The sequence below is a fragment of the Burkholderia sp. AU39826 genome (genome assembly GCF_020419965.1).
GTDB classification, from domain to species: domain Bacteria; phylum Pseudomonadota; class Gammaproteobacteria; order Burkholderiales; family Burkholderiaceae; genus Burkholderia; species Burkholderia semiarida.
Genome location: NZ_JAIZQG010000043.1, coordinates 1 through 3,620, shown reverse-complemented (window position 1 = coordinate 3,620; position 3,620 = coordinate 1). Strand labels below are relative to the sequence as shown.

Genomic DNA, 3,620 nt, shown 5'->3' with positions numbered 1-3,620 from the left:
GTCGTGGCGCGACGCCGACGGCAGCGCCGCCGGTTCGTGCGCGGCCGGCCGCGCGACGCTGCGCGCCGGCGCGAGCGCGATGCCGCCCGCGACGCGCCAGCCCGACACGATCGCCTTCATCTGGCGCGTCTGCTCCTCGAGCGACGCGGCCGCGGCGGCCGCCTGCTCGACGAGCGCCGCGTTCTGCTGCGTGACCGCGTCCATCTGGCCGACCGCGCGGTTGACCTGCTCGATGCCGGTCGACTGCTCGTCGGACGCGGCGCTGATCTCGCCCATGATGTCGGTCACGCGGCGCACGGCCTGCACGATCTCGTCCATCGTCGAGCCGGCGCGCGCGACGAGCGCCGACCCGCTGTCGACCTTCTCGGCCGAATCGCCGATCAACTGCTTGATTTCCTTCGCGGCGCTCGCGCTGCGCTGCGCGAGCGAGCGCACCTCGCCCGCGACCACCGCGAAGCCGCGGCCCTGCTCGCCGGCCCGCGCGGCCTCGACGGCCGCGTTCAGCGCGAGGATGTTGGTCTGGAACGCGATGCCTTCGATCGTGCCGATGATGTCGACGACCTTGCCCGAGCTCGCCGCAATGTCCTGCATCGTCGACACGACCTGGCCGACCACCTCGCCGCCCTGCGTCGCGATGTCCGACGCGTTCACCGCGAGCTGGCTCGCCTGCCGGGCGTTCTCCGCGTTCTGCCGCACGGTGCCCGTCAGTTGCTCCATGCTCGACGCGGTTTCCTGCAGCGACGCGGCCTGCTCCTCGGTGCGCTGCGACAGGTCGATGTTGCCGGTGGCGATCTCGCGCGCGCCGACGTCGATCGATTCGGTGCCGCGATGCACGGCCTGCACCATCGTCGTCACCGCGTCCTGCATCCGCTTGATGCCGCCGAACAGGCGGCCGATCTCGTTCGTGCTCGATACGTTCACCGGCTGCGTGAGGTCGCCCCCGGCAATACGCTCGAAGTGCGCGATCGCGTCCTCGATCGGCTGGACGATCAGCCCGCGCAGCACGAAGCGGATCGCGATCACGACGACGAACGCGATCGCGATGCCGGCCGCGATCAGCGCGACCATCATCGAGATCTGCGACTGCGTCGCGGCCTGACGTTCTTCCGCGCGCTTCTGCAGCGCCGCGATCACGGCCGACGCCGTCTGGTCGAACGCGACGAACATCGGGCTGATCTTCGTGTCCGCCACCGCATGGTACGCGGCCATGTCGCCCGCGCGCGCCGCGGCAAATTCGGGCTCCACGCCTTCCTTCACGATCGTCGTGTAGCGTGCGGCGAGCTCGTCGAGAAGCGCCTGCTCGACACCGAGCTTCGGCGTCGACTGGAACGCCTGCCAGTTCTGGTTCGACTTCGCGAACAGCTCCTGCGCGCGGTCGAGCACCTTCCCCGCGTCGGCCGCGTTGCCGGCTTCGGTCAGCGTACGGAAGCGATCGAGCGCCACGCGCGAGCGCAGCAGTTGCGCGGCCGTGTCGTCGAGCGTGTGGATCGCCGGCAGGTCGACGTGCGCGATCTCGTCGAGCGAACGGCTCGCCTGATTGAGCGCGTAAAGGCCGAGCCCGCCGACCGCGGCGGCCAGGCACACGAGGATGAGTCCGACCGCCGTGAGCGTCGTGCGGATCGACCAGTTATGCAACATTGCAGATTCTCCCGAAATTGCTGCGCGCGCGGCGCGCTTACCCGCCGAGTGTCTCGATCAGCGCCATTTCACGGCTCGACATCAGCTTCTCGATGTCCATCAGGATCAGCATCCGGCCGTCGACCGTGCCGAGGCCCGTCAGGTACTCGGTCGTCAGCGTCGCGCCGAATTCCGGCGCCGGCATGATCTGGTCGGTCTGCAGCGTCAGCACGTCCGACACGCCGTCGACCACCATCCCGACCACGCGGTTCGACACGTTCAGGATGATCACGACGGTCTGGTGGTCGTACTCGACGCGGCCGAGGTGGAACTTGATCCGCATGTCGACGATCGGCACGATGATGCCGCGCAGGTTGATCACGCCCTTGATGAACTCGGGCGCGTTCGCGATTCGCGTGACGCTGTCGTAGCCGCGGATTTCCTGCACTTTCAGGATGTCGATCCCGTATTCCTCGTCGCCGAGCGTGAAGACGAGGAATTCCTGGCCCGTCGCATCGCCGTGTTCGGCGTCGCGGCGGCTCGTGGCCGCGTTCGCCGCGGCCGGATTGATCATTTGAACTTCAGCGGACACGTTTGCCCCCAATCGGTTGATGGCGAGAGTCAGAAGACGGCGAGTTCGGCGCCCGCACGGGCGCCGTGCGTCGCACGGGTTTCGCGGTTCAGCGCCGCGACGTCGACGATCAGCGCGACGCTGCCGTCGCCCAGGATGGTCGCCGCCGAGATGCCGTGGACCTTGCGGTAATTGGTTTCGAGGTTCTTCACGACCACCTGCTGCTGGCCGACCAGCTCGTCAATCAGCATCGCGAAGCGGCGCCCCTCGGTTTCCATGATCGTGACGATCCCCTGGGTCGGGTCGGTGCGCGCGTCGTCGACCGAGAACACCTCGTGCAGCGCGACGAGCGGCAGGTATTCGCCGCGCACGCGCACCACGCGCTCGCCGTTGCCGACCGTGTAGATGTCGTCGTTCGACGGCTGCAGCGACTCCATCACGAAGTTCAGCGGCAGGATGAAGATCTCGCTGCCCACCTTCACCGACATCCCGTCGAGGATCGCGAGCGTGAGCGGCAGCACGATCCGCGTGGTCGTGCCGCGGCCGGCCTGCGACGAGATTTCGACATGGCCGCCCATCGACTGGATGTTGCGCTTCACCACGTCCATCCCGACGCCGCGGCCCGACACGTCGGTCACCGTCTCGGCCGTCGAGAAGCCCGGCGCGAAGATCAGTTGCCAGACTTCGTCGTCGCTGATGTTCTCGGAGATCTGCATGCCCTGTTTCGCGGCCTTCGCGAGGATCCGCTCGCGGTTCAGGCCCGCGCCGTCGTCGCTCACCTCGATCACGATGTTGCCGCCGTGATGCGCAGCCGACAGCACGAGCTGGCCGACCGCGTCCTTGCCGGCCGCGACGCGCTTGTCGACCGTTTCGATCCCGTGGTCGAGGCTGTTGCGCACGAGGTGCGTGAGCGGATCGATGATCCGTTCGATCAGGCTCTTGTCGAGCTCGGTCGCCTGGCCGAACGTCACGAGCTCGACCTGCTTGCCGAGCTTGCCGGCGAGATCGCGCACGAGGCGCGGGAAGCGGCTGAACACGTAGTCCATCGGCATCATGCGGATCGACATCACCGCTTCCTGCAGGTCGCGCGCATTGCGCTCGAGCTGCGCCATCCCGTTGAACAGGCGGTCGTGCAGCGCCGGATCGAACGCGCTGGCCGTCTCGGCCAGCATCGCCTGCGTGATCACCAGTTCGCCGACGAGGTTGATCAGTTGATCGACCTTCTCGACGCCGACGCGGATCGAGCTGCCTTCTGCGCCGCCCGCGGCCGCGGCGGCCGGGCGTGCGCGCTTGTCGTCGTGATGCGCGGCGGCGGCCGGCGCCGCGTGTTCGGCCGGCTGCGGTTGCGCTCGAGCGTGTTGCTGCGGCGGCGTGGCGGCTGCCGCGGCCGGGGCGGCGGGCGGCTCGGCCGGCGTCGATGCCGGCGCAGCCG

The 3,620-nt window shown here is 68.6% G+C and carries 3 protein-coding genes; all 3 read right to left on the bottom strand.

Going from position 1 to position 3,620, the window contains the following annotated elements:
• Positions 1-1,638 (bottom strand): methyl-accepting chemotaxis protein (locus tag LGM42_RS32885; RefSeq protein WP_226234406.1); only part of this gene is annotated, 1,638 nt, incomplete at its 3' end.
• Positions 1,639-1,675: 37 nt separating this feature from the next.
• The gene (cheW, locus tag LGM42_RS32880; protein ID WP_059578098.1) at positions 1,676-2,191 is read right to left on the bottom strand and encodes a chemotaxis protein CheW; all 516 of its coding nucleotides are present in this window, start codon (positions 2,189-2,191) and stop codon (positions 1,676-1,678) included.
• A 47-nt stretch (positions 2,192-2,238) separates the two neighbouring features.
• Positions 2,239-3,620, bottom strand: a 1,382-nt coding sequence (locus LGM42_RS32875; protein ID WP_226234405.1) for a chemotaxis protein CheW, incomplete at its 5' end; no start/stop codon positions are given.

Excerpts from the sequence above, each read along its gene's own strand:
- cheW (WP_059578098.1), bottom strand. The coding sequence starts at position 2,191 with ATGATCAATCCGGCCGCGGCGAACGCGGCCACGAGCCGCCGCGACGCC.